The following is a 13,220-nucleotide window of genomic DNA, read 5'->3' as shown; positions in this document are numbered from 1 at the left end:
CCATGGGCAAGAAGGCAAAGAACTTCAAGAAGTCGAAGACCGGGCTGTACGTGTCGCTCGGCAGTACCGCTTTCGGCGTGATCAGTGTCGCCAAGCAGGCCAAGCTGGCCCGCAGCGACGGGGACATGCTGAGGCTCGTCGACGCCGCCGTATCCGCCGCCGCCATCGTCACCGGCCTCGCCATCCTCTACCGGGAGCTCAAGCGCCTGGGCGACGAAGACGTCCTGCTGGGCTGAGAGGGAATGTTTCACCGTGACTGCCACGACTGACCTGGTGTCGTACGAGGACGCGCTGGCGTCCTACGACCCCGTCATGGGCCTCGAGGTCCATGTCGAACTCGGCACCAGGACCAAGATGTTCTGCGGGTGCTCCACCGAGCTGGGTGCCGAGCCCAACTCGCAGACCTGCCCGACCTGCCTCGGCATGCCCGGCGCACTGCCGGCCGTCAACGCGATCGGCGTCGAGTCCGCCATCAAGATCGGTCTCGCGCTGCACTGCGAGATCGCCGAGTGGTGCCGCTTCGCCCGGAAGAACTACTTCTATCCGGACATGCCGAAGAACTTCCAGACCTCCCAGTACGACGAGCCGATCGCCTTCAACGGCTATCTGGACGTCCAGCTGGAGGACGGCGAGGTCTTCCGCGTGGAGATCGAGCGCGCCCACATGGAGGAGGACACCGGGAAGTCGCTGCACGTCGGCGGCGCCACGGGCCGTATCCACGGCGCCTCGCACTCGCTGCTCGACTACAACCGCGCCGGTATCCCGCTCATCGAGATCGTCACCAAGCCGATCGAGGGTGCGGGCGAGCGCGCTCCCGAGGTCGCCAAGGCGTACGTCGCCGAGCTGCGCGAGCTCATCAAGGCGCTCGGTGTGTCCGAGGCCCGCATGGAGATGGGCCAGATGCGCTGCGACGTGAACCTGTCGCTGCGCCCGCACGGCCGGGAGAAGTTCGGCACGCGCAGCGAGACGAAGAACGTCAACTCGCTGCGTTCCGTCGAGCGTGCGGCCCGCTTCGAGATCCAGCGGCACGCGGCCGTCCTCAACGACGGCGGAACGATCATCCAGGAGACCCGTCACTTCCACGAGGACACGGGCTCCACGACCTCGGGCCGGGTGAAGGAGGAGGCGGAGGACTACCGCTACTTCCCCGAGCCGGACCTCGTCCCGGTCGCCCCGTCCCGCGAGTGGGTCGAGGAACTGCGCGCGGGCCTGCCCGAGCAGCCGCTGGCGCGCCGCAACCGGCTGCGCGAGGAGTGGGGCGTCAGCGCCCACGACATGCAGTCGATGCTCAACGCCGGTGCCATCGACCTGATCGTCGCCACCATCGCGGCGGGCGCCGACGCGGCCTCCGCGCGCAAGCGGTGGATGGGTGAACTGTCGCGCACGGCCAACGAGTCGGGGGTCTCCCTGGACGCGCTGGCCATCACGCCCGAGCAGGTCGCGCGGGTGACCGCCCTGGTCGACGAGGGCTCCCTCAACGACAAGCTGGCCCGCCAGGTCATCGAGGGTGTCCTCAAGGGCGAGGGCACACCCGACGAGGTCGTCGAGAAGCGCGGTCTGAAGGTCGTCTCCGACGAGGGCGCCCTGACGGCCGCCGTCGACGAGGCCATCGCGGGCAACCCTGGCGTCGCGGACAAGATCCGCGCCGGCAAGGTGGCCGCCGCGGGCGCTCTCGTGGGCGCCGTCATGAAGGCCACGCGGGGTCAGGCCGACGCGGCCCGCGTCAAGGAACTGATCCTGGAGAAGCTCGGCGCCGAGGGCTAGCCCACGGTTCCCCCTGCTCTCCTGCCTGAAGGGGCGGTGCACCTGTGGTCAGGTGCACCGCCCCTTCGGCGTTCCGCCACAAGCGCGGCCGCATGTCGGCCGCGGGCCGGACGGGGGCGGCCGCGCAGTTCCCCGCGCCCCTGAACCGGTGACGGGGTCACGGGGTGACGGTTGCCCGGCCCACGGCGGCCACCTGGCGCAGGGCCGGCCCGTCCGGCCCCGGGGTCACGGGCGATGCCTCGGCAGGCGTGCCGCCATCGGCAGGGCCGACAGCATCAGGGCCGCCCCGCACAGGAGCGTCGTACGGAAGCCGTCCGTCGCCGTCAGGAGCAGGGCCGCCAGGGCCGTGCCGACCGACGCGGCCATCTGGAGGACGATGCCGAGCGCCGTGCTGCCGGCGGCGACCTCGGCGTCCGCGAGGCCGCGCGTGGCGGAGGCCATCACCGGCATGCTGGTCATGCCGACGCCGGTGCCCATGACGGCGAGGGAGGCGACCAGGCGCCAGTACGGCGTGTCCGGACCGGCCTGTACGGCGAAGGCGAGGAAGCCCGTGACGGCGACCAGGACACCGGGTACGACGATCGCGCGCGTCGCGACCCGGTCCGAGACCCGGCTGGAGATCTGCATCACCGTGCCGCTGAAGAGGAACTGAGGAGCCATCAGCAGCCCGGCCTCCGTGGCGGACAGGCCGCGCTCCTGCTGCCAGTACAGCGGTACGAGGATCATCGAGCCGAAGTACGCGGCCGAGAACGGCATCATCGTCGCCACCGCCCGGCCGACCGGCGCCCCGCGCAGCAGTCGCAGATCGAGCAGGGGGTGGTCCACCCGGAGGGACCGTACGGCGAAGGCCGTCACCAGTGCCGCACCGGCGACGAGCGGGACGACGACCCCCACCGAGTCCAGGCCGCCGCGCTCGCCGCCCAGCGTCAGCCCGTACAGCAGGGCCGCGAGGCCGGGGGAGAGCGTCAGCAGTCCGGCCAGGTCCAGCGGGCGGCGGGTCCGCTCGTCGTCGCCGCGCAGCACGCGTGCCCCGAGCAGCAGGGTGAGGGCGCCGACGGGGACGTTGACGAAGAAGATCCAGCGCCAGGACAGCGAGTCGGTGAGGAAGCCGCCCAGGACCGGACCCGTCATCGGACCGACGAGGACGGGAATCCCGAGGATGCCCATCATCGTGCCCTTGCGCTCGGGCGGGGCGGCGCGCAGGACCACCGTCATCGCGACGGGCACGATCATGCCGCCGCCGAGCCCCTGCACCACCCGGAACGCGATCAGTGAGCCGGCGTCCCAGGCGAGGCCGGTGAGCGCCGAGCCGAGCGTGAAGAGCGCGACGGCGGTGAGGAAGACCCGCTTGGCGCCGTGACGGCCCACCGCCCACGCGGTGACGGGGATGACGGTGGCGAGCGCCAGTGAGTAGCCGGTCACCGTCCACTGGACGACGGACAGGGGTGCGTCGAAGGCGCGCGACAGGCGGTCCAGGGCCACGTTGACGATGGTCAGATCGAGCACCGTCATGAAGGACCCGAGGACCACGACGCCCGCGAGGGCCAGGACGTCCCGGGGGATGGCGGGCAGGGGCGGAGCGCCCTTCTCCCCGCTGCCCCCGGTCCGCGTCGGCAGGGTGGCGCTCATCGTGCCCCGTACGGGGATGAGGTGACTGAGTCGGTCATGACGAGAAAGTACAACGGTGATGGCAATAAATGCAACGGTCGTTGTAATGGCCTTGATCCGGATACCGTGACGGGCGACAGGAAGGGGCAGGCGCGTGAGGCAAGGGCTCGCGGAGAAGCGGCAGGCGATCGTGCGGGGAGCCCGCCGTGTCTTCGGGCGCGACGGCTACACCCGCGCCGCCGTCGACTCCATCGCCGAGGAGGCCGGGGTCTCCTCCCGCACGATCTACAACCACTTCCCGGAGGGAAAGGCGCAGCTCTTCCGGGTCGTCGTCGTGGAGGGGTCGGAGGAGGTCGTACGGGCCCTCCATGACGCCGTCGACCGGCGGCTCCACAAGGTCACGGACCTGGAGGCCGACCTCGTGGCGTTCGCGCACGCCTGGACGTCGCCGATGCACCTGTATCCCGACCACTTCGCCGTCGTACGGCAGCTGCGGGCCGAGGTCGGCCACATCCCCCAGGAGTTCCTGGACGCGTGGCGTGCCTCCGGCCCCGACCGCGCCCTGGAGGAGGTGGCGGTCCGCTTCCGTGAGCTGTCCGAGGAAGGGCTCCTCGACGCCCCCGACCCGCGGCGGGCCGCCACGCACTTCCTCCAGCTGGCCGTCGGTGAGCTCAGTGACCGCACCTATCAGGGGGCCGTACCCGTCACGGACGAGGAGCGCGACGAGCTGATCGCGTCCGGGGTCCGGGCGTTCCTGCGGGGTTATGAACGGCGCTGAGGCCGCTCGCGTACTCCATGTCGGTCGATCGGGGGATGGGCCGACGCCGATGCGCGTCACTCCTGGCGTGCCTGCGGACGCCGGGAGGGGCGACAGAGTTCATCGGATTGTCGTGTGAACCTCCTCGCACTCTTGTGAGTAAACCCACGAATGAGGCCAACGATCATTTTCGGCTGCAAGAGTGACAACGCATCGGTCATGCGTTCTTTGCGGGCAGTTCCCGATAAAGATCCACAAAATACCCAGGGAGCTCGTCCGTGGCAGCCCTCGCACGTTGGTGTGTGCAGCACCGCCTCGTCGCCGTACTGCTCTGGCTCCTCGCCTTCGGAGGGACCACCGCCGCCGCCTCCGTGACCGGCGCCGCGTACTCGAACGACTACCAGGTGCCGGGCACCGAGTCGGGCAGTGCCGCCCGGCTCCTCCAGGACAACTTCCCCGGCCTCGGTGGCGACAGCGACACCGTCGTCTGGCACTCCGGCCCCGGCACGGTCCGCGCCGCCGACGTCGAGCAGACCATGACCCGCACCCTCGACAAGATCGCCGCCCTGCCCGGGGTGGCCGCGGTCGTCAGCCCCTACGGGGACCAGGGAGCCGGCCGGATCAGCGGCGACGGACGCACCGCCTACGCCACGGTCACCTTCGCCGACCCGGCCGAGGACATCGACCAGGGCGAGGCCGGCGCGGTCGTCGACACCGCGAAGGCCGCCGAGGCCGACGGACTGCGCGTCGAGCTGGGCGGCCAGGCGGTCGCCCTCACCGAGTCCTCCGGCGGGCACATCGCCGAGATCGTCGGCGTGGCCGTCGCCGCCGTGGTCCTCTTCCTCGCCTTCGGCTCCCTCGCCGCCTCGCTGCTGCCCATCGCCACCGCCCTGGTGAGCGTCGGCACCGCGTACGCGGGGATCGTGCTGCTCGGCCACGCGATGACCGTCGCCGACTTCGCGCCGATGCTCGGCATGCTGATCGGCCTCGGTGTCGGCATCGACTACGCGCTGTTCATCGTGACCAGGCACCGCCGCGGCCTGAAACGCGGTCTCCCGGTCGAGGAGGCCGCACGGAACGCGGTCGCCACCACCGGCCGCGCGGTCGTCTTCGCGGGCGCCACCGTCTGTATCGCCCTGCTCGGCATGCTCATACTGCGGCTCAGCTTCCTCAACGGCGTCGCGATCGCCGCCTCCCTCACCGTGGTCCTCACCGTCGCGGCCTCCGTGACCCTGCTGCCCGCGCTGCTCTCCCTCATCGGCATGCGCGCCCTGAGCCGCCGCGAACGCCGCCGGCTGGACGAGCACGGGCCCCAGCCGGAGATCCCCACCGGGCTCGCCGCCCGCTGGTCCGCCTTCGTCGAGCGGCACCCCAAACTCCTCGGCGGCGTCGCCCTCGCCGTCATGGCACTGCTCGCCCTGCCGACGTTCTCACTGCACCTGGGCACCTCCGACCAGGGCAACAACCCGGAGACGGCCACCACGCGGCAGGCGTACGACCTGCTCGCGGACGGCTTCGGACCGGGCCTCAACGGGCCGCTGACCCTTGTCACGCCCGTCTCCGGCGGCCAGGACCGGCTCGCCCTGGACAACCTCGACGCCACGCTCCGGAGCACCGAGGGCGTCCGCGCCGCGACCCCGGTGACGTACGACAACGACGGAGACACCGCCTATCTCACCGTCGTACCGGAGTCCTCGCCGCAGTCCCAGCGGACCAGCGAACTCGTCGACCGGCTGCGCACCGAGGTGCTGCCGCGGGCCGAGACCGGGACCACGCTCGACCTGCGGGTCGGCGGCATGACCGCCGGATACGACGACTTCGCCGACGTCATCGTCGGCAAACTGCCCCTCTTCGTGGGCGTGGTGATCGGCCTCGGCTGCATCCTGCTGCTGCTCGCCTTCCGGTCCATCGGCATCCCTCTGAAGGCCGCCGCGATGAACGTCGCGGCCGTCGCCGCCGCCTTCGGAGTCGTCGTCGCGATCTTCCAGTGGGGCTGGGGCAGCGAACTGCTGGGCCTCGGCCGGGCGGGCCCCATCGAGCCCTTCCTGCCCGTGATCATGGTCTCCGTGCTCTTCGGGCTCTCCATGGACTACCAGGTGTTCCTGGTCAGCAGGATGTACGAGGAGTGGCTGGAGACCGGCGACAACCGCAGGGCCGTCCGCGTGGGCCTCGCGGAGACCAGCAGGGTGATCAACTCCGCCGCCGTCATCATGATCTCGGTCTTCCTGGCCTTCGTGCTCAGCGGCGACCGCGTCATCGCGATGTTCGGCATAGCGCTCGCCGCCGCCGTCGCCCTCGACGCGTTCGTGCTGCGTACGCTCCTGGTGCCCGCCCTCATGCACATGCTGGGCGGCGCCAACTGGTGGCTGCCCGGCTGGCTCGACCGGCGCCTGCCGCGCCTGAGCATCGAGCCGCCGGAAATCCGTACCGCCGACGCCGGCCCGCGTGCGAGGATCCCGGGGGCGCGTGGCGACGCGCTCGCGGACGTACTCGTGAAGGAGCGACAACAGGATGTACGCGATATCCCTGGGTGACGACGGCGCCGAACTCAGGCCCCTGGAGCCGTGGCACGCGCAGGAGTTCCTCGCCCATCTGGACCGCGGCCGCGAGTTCGTCCAGCAGTACATCCCCTTCGGGTCACGCGCCACGGACACCGAGTCCGCCCGGGAGCTGCTCCAGGCGTACGCCGACAAGAAGGCCGCCGACACGGGCAGCCTGCACGGGGTGTGGCTGGACGGGAAGCTCGTCGGCGGAGTGCTCTTCCGGGTCTTCGACGCCGAGAACAACACCTGTGAGGTCGGCTGCTGGCTGGAGCCCGCTGCGGCCGGCCGCGGGCTGATCACGCGCGCGGTGGGCGTCCTCATCGACTGGGCGGTCGACGAACGCGGCATCCACCGGGTGGAGTGGCACGCCGCCTCCGGGAACGAGCCCAGCCTGAACGTGGCGCGACGGCTCGGCATGAGCCGTGACGGCGTCCTCAGGGAGAGCTACCCGTACCGGGGCGTACGGCAGGACACCGAGGTGTGGTCGGTGCTGGCGGGGGAGTGGCGGGCCGCACGCGCGCGGGGGAAGTGACGGCGCGGGCGCGTCCCCGGCGGCGGCCGGCGAGGCGATGTGACGACCGCCGCGTGACGATCCCGGGATCTTAAAGAAATTCTCAGACAGCGTCCGTACGGTGCGGAGCATGGGAACCAAGACAGAGACCGAGGCCGGAACCGAGACCGGCACCGAGGCACAGCGCGACGACGAGGCCGTGAAGCTCGGCAAGAGCGACGGAACGGCAGCGATCGGGAAGGTCGAGGAGACCGACGCCGCGCCGGATGACGACCGGGCCGACGCCGAGATCCTGGGCGAGGACGAGGACGAGCAGGCGGGGGCCGAACCCGCCGCCGGTTCCGGGGTGGGCCTGGGCGCAGCCGCCGTCGTCTCCGCCGGACTCGGCATCGTCTCGCTCACCGGCAGCTGGGTCGGCACGATCGCGCAGGCACGCGACTCGCTGTACGGCCAGCTGGAGACCGTTCAGGGCCAGCCCGTGGCCACGCAGATCAAGCAGGTGTACTCCGACTCCTGGAACGCCAACGCGCTGGTCGCCGGCTTCTTCGCACTGGCCGCGCTGATCGTCGGCGTCGTGGTGCTGGTCCGGCCCGCGTTCGGCAACCCCGACCGGATCCCCGCCCAGTCCCCGTGGGTCAAGTCCGTCGCCTGGGCGGGCGTCTCGCTCGGCGTCGTCGGCCTGCTGCTGGCCGTCCTCAAGTACTCCGACATCCTCCTGTCCATGCCGTCCGCCGGCTGACGAACCGCACGTTCTGAGGGGCCTTAGTCCCGCCGTAGGCCACTTACGGCGGGACTAAGGCCCTTCGTGCGCGCAAGATGCGGAACTCTCCCGATGTGGCGCACCCCCCTCGGAGACGAAGGTAGAGGCATCGCAAACGAGCGAAGCCGACAGTGACTCTCCACGAGTCACTCAGCCCGAGGGGTACCAGATGTTCGAGCACGAGCTCCAGCAGATCCGTTCCGCGGAAATGATCCGCAACGCCGACAACTACCGCATGGCCCGCGAGGCGGCCCGCAGCCGTCGCGCCGCCAGGCAGGCCGCGCGCTCCGGCCACGACGACAGCGAGGGGCGGGTGAACGGCCACAGCCACCGCAGGCCCCGGTTCGCGCGCGCCGCGTGAGCCCCGGGGCAGCGGAGGGCGGCCGCACGGGGGTCGGCCGCCCTCCGCGGGGCGGGGACCCGGTGACCGCTCTCCCGGCCACCGGCAGTTCCTCCTCGGGCCCGTCCGCGACCGCGGACGGGCCCGAGGCCGTGGCGGGACCCCGGATAACCAGTGCCGCGACATCGGACCCCTGTGCGATGCTCGGCGCTGTGGAGACCAGGTCCGTCAGTCCTGTCTTCGTCGGCCGGGCCGACGAACTGGACGTACTGAACGACGCGTTCGCCCGAGCAGCCACGGGCGAGCCGCAGGCACTGCTGCTCGGCGGTGAGGCCGGCGTCGGCAAGACCCGCCTCATCGAGGAGTTCGCGGTGAGGGCCTGCCGCGAGGGCGCCGTCGTGGCGGTCGGCGGCTGTGTCGAGATCGGCGCCGACGGCCTGCCTTTCGCCCCGTTCTCCACCGCCCTGCGGGCCCTGCGCCGCCAGCTGCCCGACGAACTGGCCGCCGCGGCCGCCGGACAGGAGGACGAGCTGGCCCGGCTGCTGCCCGAACTGGGCGAGACCTCCCGCGGACGGCACGACGAGGACGGCATGGCCCGCCTCTTCGAACTCACCGTCCGCCTCCTGGAGCGCGTCGCCGCCGACCGCCCGGTCGTCGTCCTCCTGGAGGACCTGCACTGGGCCGACGCCTCGACCCGCCACCTCCTCGCCTACCTCTTCCGGACGCTGCGCAGCGGCCGCCTCCTCGTCGTCGCCACCTATCGCGCCGACGACATCCACCGCCGCCACCCGCTGCGGCCGCTCCTCGCCGAACTCGACCGGCTGCGCACCGTCCGCCGCATCGAGCTCGGCCGCTTCAGCCGCACCGAAGTCGGCTGCCAGATCGCCGGAATCATCGCCTCCGAACCCGATCCGGCCCAGGTCGACGAGATCTTCGCGCGCTCCGACGGCAACGCCTTCTTCGTCGAGGAACTGGCCGTGGCCGCCCACGAAGGCTGCTGCGCCGGCCTCACCGACTCCCTGCGCGACCTGCTCCTCGTCCGCGTCGAGAGCCTGCCCGAGAGCTCCCAGCGGGTCGCCAGGATCGTCGCCGAGGGCGGCTCCACCGTGGAGTACCGGCTGCTCGCCGCCGTCGCCCGGCTCTCCGAGGACGACCTCATCGAGGCGCTGCGGGCCGCCGTCGGCGCCAACATCCTGCTCGCCACGGCCGACGGGGGCGGCTACCGCTTCCGCCACTCCCTGGTGCGCGAGGCCGTCGGTGACGACCTGCTGCCCGGCGAGCGCTCCCGCCTCAACCGCCGGTACGCGGAGGTCCTGGAGGCCGACCCCGCGCTCGTCCCGGCCGACGAGCGAGCCGCCCGGCTGGCCAGCCACTGGTACCACGCGCACGACGCCGCCAAGGCTCTGCCCGCCGTCCTCGAAGCCTCCGTTGAGGCCCGCCGCCGGCACGCCTACTCGGAGCAACTGCGGCTCCTGGAGCGGGCGATGGAGCTGTGGGACACGGCCCCCGAGGACGTACGCGCCGAGCTGCGGCCCGTCGACTACGCCGAGGTCTACCCCCCGTGCGGCTGCGACCCGCAGACCACCCCGCTGCGGTACCTCGACCTGATGGCCGAGGCCGCCGTGGCGGGCCGGTTCAGCGGGGAGCGCGAGCGCGCCCTGAAGATCACGAAGCGGGCCCTGCACCTCCTGGAGGACGAGGGCGACCCGCTGCGCGCCGCCTGGTTCTGGATCCAGCGCTCCCGGCTGATGGAGGCACGCTCCCGGGGCGACGGCTGGAAGGAGCTGTCCACCGCCCAGGACCTGGTCCGCGGACTGCCGCCGTCCGCGGTGCACGCCGACGTCCTCGCCAACGTCGCCAACTGGTCCATGCAGCACCGCCCCGGCCCGGAAGCACTCCTGGCCGCCGAGCGCGCCGTGGAGTACGCCCGCATGGTGGGCGCCCGTGACATCGAGCTGCACGCACGGCTCACCCTGGGTGGGCTCCTCGTCGAGTCGGGGGACATCGAGGCGGGGCTCGCCGAGGTGCACGAGGTCAAGAAGCAGGCCTCGGAGGCCGGTGCCGCCTACGTGGTGGGCCGCGTCCACATCAACCTGCCGTCCCACCTGGAGGGCCTCGGCCGCTCCCAGGAAGCCGTCCGCATCCTCCGGGAGGGGGTCGAACTCGCCCGGAGCTTCGGCCTGGTGTACTCCGAGGCCTGGGTCTGGGGAAACCTCAGCGAGTCCCTCTTCTCCCTGGGCCGCTGGGACGAGGCGGGTGAGGCCGGGGTCAACTCGGAGCGCATCGGCCAGAGCGAGAAGCCCCGCGGCTTCAACGCCACCGTCCACTCCCGGCTCGCCCTCGCGCGGGGCGACCTGGCCGAGGCGGGCCGCCAACTGGCAGCCGCCCGGGGCCACTTCGGCACCCATGACGTCGTGCCCCAGCATCTGCTTCCGCTGACCGCCCTCGCGATCGGCGTCGCCGCCGGGGAGGGCCGCCTCCTCGATGCCCGTGCGGAACTGAACGAGGCTCTGGGCATCGGCTTCCCGCCGGGCACCCACCGCTACGGCTGGCCCCTGCTCCTCGCCTCCGCGACCGCGGAGGCCGACGCCCGCGGGCGCCCCGGCGCCGACGAGGGCCGCGCCGACGTCCTCGAACGCCTGAGAGGCGCCGCCAAGGGCCTCGCCACGAACGTACCCGTCTGGCAGGGGTACGAGCGCTGGGTGCGGGCCGAGCTGCTGCGCGCCGAGGGCCGGGACACCCCGGACGAGTGGGCCGAGGTGCTCGACGCCTTCGAGCCCCTCGAACGCCCCTACGACCTCGCCTGCGTCCGGTACCGCCTGGCCGAGTCCCTGCTGGTCGCCGGAGGCGGCGAGGAGGAGCGGGACCGCTCCAGGGAACTGCTGAGGCTGGCCCGGGCCGCGGCCGACCACCTCGGCGCGCGCCCGCTCGCGGAGGCCGTCTCCCTGCTCGCGCAACGCGCCCGCCTCACCCTCTCCCGCACCCCCGAGCGGACCTCCACCGCTCCCGCCGACCCGGCCGAGGCGCTCGGCCTCACCAGCCGGGAGCGGGACGTCCTGCGCCTGGTGGCCGCCGGCCACAGCAACCGCCGGATCGCCGAGGAACTCTTCATCTCCCCGAAGACGGCCAGCGTCCACGTCTCCAACATCCTCGCCAAGCTGAACGTCTCGGGCCGCGGCGAGGCCGCTGCGCTGGCGCACCGGCTGCGGCTGTTCCCACCGGAGACGGTGGACGCCCGGACGACAGGGTGAGATCCACCCGCCGAGGTCCTCTCGGTGAGATCCGCCCGGGGACGCCTACGCTGGAGGAGACCCCGGGCCGAGGGAGGCACCGTGTTCAACATGATCAACGAGCTCTTCGCACCGGGCCGCAAGCACACCGACGAGGAGCGCAAGCGGCTGGAGCTGACGCGCGTCGACCTGAACGACGGTGACCCGGGCAGGGGACCGATAGACCTGACCTCAGGCAAGGTGATCGTGCGCCTGCCGGGACAGCCCGCGGGCGGCGCCCCGGACGGGCATGACCGTCAGGGTGATCCGGACGGCCAGGACGGCCAGGACGGCCAGGACGGCCAGGACGGTCACGGCGACCAGGACGGCCCGGGCGACCACGACGGTCGTGACGGTTAGGACGACCGCGACCCCTCGGCGGCATCCGGGGATTCCGGGGCCCGGAGCGATCCGGGTGCCCCCGCCTAGGCGCCTCTACGTCACCTCCAGCTGCAGAATCCGGTCGTCCCCGCTGCCGGGGGTCCCCCTGCCGTCCGTCTCGCTCGTGACCAGCCACAGCTTGTTGCCGCCCGCCGAGACCACGGTGCGCAGACGGCCGTAGTCGTCCTCCAGGAAGGCCTGGGACTCCGCCGACGCCTCGGTGCCGTCGAGCGGGATGCGCCACAGCCGCTTGCCGCGCAGGCCCGCCATCCAGATCGAGCCCTCGGCATAGGCGATGCCGCTCGGGGAGGCCTCGTCGGTCTTCCACTGGTCGACCGGGCTGTGGTACTCGGAGTCGTCGGACTTGCCCTCCGCGTCCGGCCAGCCGTAGTTGTCACCCGGCTTGATGTGGTTCAGCTCGTCCCATGTGTCCTGGCCGAACTCCGAGGCGAACAGGCGCTGCTTGCTGTCCCAGGCCAGGCCCTGCACGTTGCGGTGGCCGTACGAGTACACGGGTGAGTCGAACGGGTTGCCCGGCGCCGGTTCGCCGTCCGGCGTCAGACGCAGGATCTTGCCGCCCGTCGACTTCTTGTCCTGGGCCAGCTCGGTCACGTACGTCTCGCCCGTGCCCGCGTAGAGCATCTTGTCCGGGCCGAAGGCGATCCGGCCGCCGTTGTGGTTCGTGCCCTTCGGGATGCCCCTGAACACCGTGTCGGGTGCGCCCAGCTGCTCACCGGCCGGCCTCTTCTCGTCGTACAGCATGCGCACGATGCGGTTGTCGGAGTCCGACGTGAAGTACGCGTAGACCATGTGGTCCGACGCGTACGACGGGGACAGGGCCAGGCCCATCAGGCCGCCCTCCCCGGCGGGAGCGACTCCCGGGACCGAGCCCAGCTCGGTCTTCTTCCCGGTCTCGCCGTCGACCCTGGTGATCGTCCCCTCGTCCCGCGAGGACACCAGGAGGTCGCCCTCGGGAAGCGGCGCGAGCCCCCAGGGTGTCTTCAGGCCTTCGGTGACGGTCCGCACGACCTTCACGGAGCCCTTGGCGGGAGGCGGCGCCTCCTCGCCCGCCCGTCCGGAGGCCGAGGCCGACGTCCCCGGCTCCGGGCTGCTCGCGGGCGCGCTGTTGCCGTCGCCCGGATCCTCCCCGTCACCGGAGGAGCACCCGGCCGTCAGCAGGAGCGCGGCCGCGGCCAACACAGCCGTCACAGCTCGACGTTGCACGATCAGGATCCCTTCGACGCGGCAGGTTCTACTTTTCATACACCGCTCGGGCCCCACGAGTTC

At 71.9% G+C, this 13,220-nt stretch carries 11 protein-coding genes; 9 read left to right on the top strand and 2 right to left on the bottom strand.

Annotated elements, in window-relative coordinates:
* The first annotated feature begins 2 nt into the window (after window positions 1-2).
* Together O1Q96_RS36585 and gatB are read left to right on the top strand one after the other, a co-directional pair.
* Window positions 3-236, top strand: a complete 234-nt coding sequence (locus O1Q96_RS36585; protein WP_269253874.1) for a hypothetical protein — start codon at window positions 3-5, stop codon at window positions 234-236.
* Between the two features lie 16 nt (window positions 237-252).
* On the top strand, window positions 253-1,764 hold the full coding sequence (gene gatB, locus O1Q96_RS36580) for an Asp-tRNA(Asn)/Glu-tRNA(Gln) amidotransferase subunit GatB (RefSeq protein WP_217454173.1): 1,512 nt from the start codon (window positions 253-255) through the stop codon (window positions 1,762-1,764).
* Between the two features lie 225 nt (window positions 1,765-1,989).
* Here gatB and O1Q96_RS36575 read toward each other — a convergent pair whose 3' ends face one another.
* Window positions 1,990-3,393, bottom strand: coding sequence for a DHA2 family efflux MFS transporter permease subunit (locus O1Q96_RS36575; protein ID WP_269252206.1), 1,404 nt, complete (start codon window positions 3,391-3,393; stop codon window positions 1,990-1,992).
* Window positions 3,394-3,526: 133 nt separating this feature from the next.
* Here O1Q96_RS36575 and O1Q96_RS36570 point away from each other — a divergent pair, with 133 nt between their 5' ends.
* The 7 genes from O1Q96_RS36570 (at window position 3,527) to O1Q96_RS36540 (ending at window position 11,912) form a co-directional block, all read left to right on the top strand.
* Window positions 3,527-4,150 carry a TetR/AcrR family transcriptional regulator gene (locus tag O1Q96_RS36570; protein WP_269252205.1) on the top strand — a complete coding sequence of 208 codons (624 nt, stop codon included), beginning with the start codon at window positions 3,527-3,529 and terminating at the stop codon, window positions 4,148-4,150.
* Between the two features lie 257 nt (window positions 4,151-4,407).
* Complete coding sequence (locus O1Q96_RS36565) at window positions 4,408-6,663, top strand: MMPL family transporter (protein WP_269252204.1); 2,256 nt, start codon at window positions 4,408-4,410, stop codon at window positions 6,661-6,663.
* Window positions 6,641-7,204: a GNAT family N-acetyltransferase gene (locus tag O1Q96_RS36560; RefSeq protein ID WP_217454177.1), complete on the top strand. Its 564-nt coding sequence runs from the start codon at window positions 6,641-6,643 to the stop codon at window positions 7,202-7,204. The genes O1Q96_RS36565 and O1Q96_RS36560 overlap by 23 nt, the downstream gene beginning before the upstream one ends.
* Before the next feature lie 109 nt (window positions 7,205-7,313).
* The gene (locus O1Q96_RS36555; RefSeq protein ID WP_269252203.1) at window positions 7,314-7,922 is read left to right on the top strand and encodes a hypothetical protein; all 609 of its coding nucleotides are present in this window, start codon (window positions 7,314-7,316) and stop codon (window positions 7,920-7,922) included.
* 190 nt (window positions 7,923-8,112) lie between these two features.
* On the top strand, window positions 8,113-8,304 hold the full coding sequence (locus O1Q96_RS36550; RefSeq protein WP_269252202.1) for a hypothetical protein: 192 nt from the start codon (window positions 8,113-8,115) through the stop codon (window positions 8,302-8,304).
* A 179-nt stretch (window positions 8,305-8,483) separates the two neighbouring features.
* Window positions 8,484-11,534 (top strand): helix-turn-helix transcriptional regulator, encoded by a 3,051-nt coding sequence (locus tag O1Q96_RS36545; protein ID WP_269253873.1) that lies wholly within the window; start codon window positions 8,484-8,486, stop codon window positions 11,532-11,534.
* 90 nt (window positions 11,535-11,624) lie between these two features.
* On the top strand, window positions 11,625-11,912 hold the full coding sequence (locus tag O1Q96_RS36540; protein ID WP_419587085.1) for a DUF6191 domain-containing protein: 288 nt from the start codon (window positions 11,625-11,627) through the stop codon (window positions 11,910-11,912).
* A 75-nt stretch (window positions 11,913-11,987) separates the two neighbouring features.
* On the opposite strand, the gene O1Q96_RS36535 is transcribed toward O1Q96_RS36540, so the two are convergent.
* The gene (locus O1Q96_RS36535) at window positions 11,988-13,196 is read right to left on the bottom strand and encodes a PQQ-dependent sugar dehydrogenase (RefSeq protein WP_269252200.1); all 1,209 of its coding nucleotides are present in this window, start codon (window positions 13,194-13,196) and stop codon (window positions 11,988-11,990) included.
* Window positions 13,197-13,220: the final 24 nt, after the last annotated feature.

Origin of the sequence: Streptomyces aurantiacus, assembly GCF_027107535.1 — a bacterium.
Lineage (GTDB): Bacteria > Actinomycetota > Actinomycetes > Streptomycetales > Streptomycetaceae > Streptomyces.
The sequence above is the reverse complement of the archived record's forward strand: the minus strand, read 5'-3'. Positions and strand labels throughout refer to the sequence as shown.

Coding starts and splice junctions, on each gene's coding strand:
- O1Q96_RS36545 (WP_269253873.1), top strand. CDS start 8,484: ATGCTCGGCGCTGTGGAGACCAGGTCCGTCAGTCCTGTCTTCGTCGGC.
- O1Q96_RS36560 (WP_217454177.1), top strand. CDS start 6,641: ATGTACGCGATATCCCTGGGTGACGACGGCGCCGAACTCAGGCCCCTG.
- O1Q96_RS36550 (WP_269252202.1), top strand. CDS start 8,113: ATGTTCGAGCACGAGCTCCAGCAGATCCGTTCCGCGGAAATGATCCGC.
- O1Q96_RS36555 (WP_269252203.1), top strand. CDS start 7,314: ATGGGAACCAAGACAGAGACCGAGGCCGGAACCGAGACCGGCACCGAG.
- O1Q96_RS36575 (WP_269252206.1), bottom strand. CDS start 3,393: ATGAGCGCCACCCTGCCGACGCGGACCGGGGGCAGCGGGGAGAAGGGC.
- O1Q96_RS36540 (WP_419587085.1), top strand. CDS start 11,625: ATGATCAACGAGCTCTTCGCACCGGGCCGCAAGCACACCGACGAGGAG.
- O1Q96_RS36535 (WP_269252200.1), bottom strand. CDS start 13,196: ATGAAAAGTAGAACCTGCCGCGTCGAAGGGATCCTGATCGTGCAACGT.
- O1Q96_RS36585 (WP_269253874.1), top strand. CDS start 3: ATGGGCAAGAAGGCAAAGAACTTCAAGAAGTCGAAGACCGGGCTGTAC.